Raw genomic sequence first — 1119 nt, 5'->3', positions numbered from 1 at the left:
TCCTTGTTATAATCAAACTTGTCTTCATCTTTCCTGAGTCCATGACTTATGGCCGGATGTAATTTTGATACCAAAGTAAATCCCTTCTCTTCATCTTCTGCCAGTCTAAGGTTTTCCGATCCGGAGTATGCGGTATCACCAATGACAGTGTTCACTTCCATTCCGTTTTTTCTGCTTTGCTCCACAAGCTCTTTCAACTGAGGCCCATCGCCCTTTTCGCCAGAAGTAACAGTAGCGGCTGTTATGATACGCTCATCACTCATTGCAATGTGAGTCTTATATCCGAAAAACGAACTGTCCTCTGTTTTATGACCAATGCGGGCATCTGCATCCTTTGAGGTCGTATAGTGATCCTCTATATCTGAAAGCGTTTCCTTGAGCATGTTAAGTCGCTGCTTTACTGCAGGCACTTCTGAAAGACTGGCATCTGAAGTGATAAGTTTCAGAAGGTCTTTGGTATAATCCAACTCATGCGCAAGATCATCCTCTTTATTCTTAGACGGCAGGGTTTGCGTGATATTATCATCCATGGCATAAAGTACCTTACGCAGTTGCTTTGAACGGAGTCGCAGAATCTCTATCGGGGAGTACGGGTTAGACCTGGCTTCTGTATGAGTAGCATCTACAATAATTGTCCTTGATTTTATGATGCCTTTCTCTATCGCTATTTCTACGCTCTTCTGGATTAGCAGGTTCATAAGATCCATGTCTTCCAGCCGTAACTTGCGGAACTTACAAAGACTGCTGGCATTAATAACGTCTTCCTCTGGAGCCATGCCAAGGAAATACTTAAAGGACATATCATAACGGGAACGCTCTACGACATCTACGTCAGAAATATCGTATATGGTCTTCAGCAGAAGATACTTGAACATGCGAATAGGGGATTCTGCTGTTCGACCATTATCCTTGCAATACTTATTGGCAAGTTCCTGATAGACAAAAGTGAAATCTACAAGATCATTAATGCGGCGAAGAAGATTGTCTTGGGGGACAACTATATCGTAGAGTGAACTATATTCACTGAGCGGAAGTTCTTGTTGTTGTGATAGCATGGACCTTAAATATTATGGCATTAAGGTACTAAAAATCTGCACATAGCCAAATAATATACAGGCT

General features: G+C 42.0%; 1 protein-coding gene. It reads right to left on the bottom strand.

Going from position 1 to position 1119, the window contains the following annotated elements; genetic code table 11:
- On the bottom strand, positions 1-1055 hold a 1055-nt coding region (locus AB5Z01_RS13790; RefSeq protein WP_368365629.1), incomplete at its 3' end, for an IS1182-like element ISBas1 family transposase.
- Positions 1056-1119 lie beyond the last annotated feature (64 nt).

It is taken from the genome of Ruminococcus sp. RTP21359st1_H3_RTP21359_211015, assembly GCF_040909065.1.
Classification (GTDB): domain Bacteria; phylum Bacillota; class Clostridia; order Oscillospirales; family Ruminococcaceae; genus Hominimerdicola; species Hominimerdicola aceti.
The sequence above is the reverse complement of the archived record's forward strand: the minus strand, read 5'-3'. Positions and strand labels throughout refer to the sequence as shown.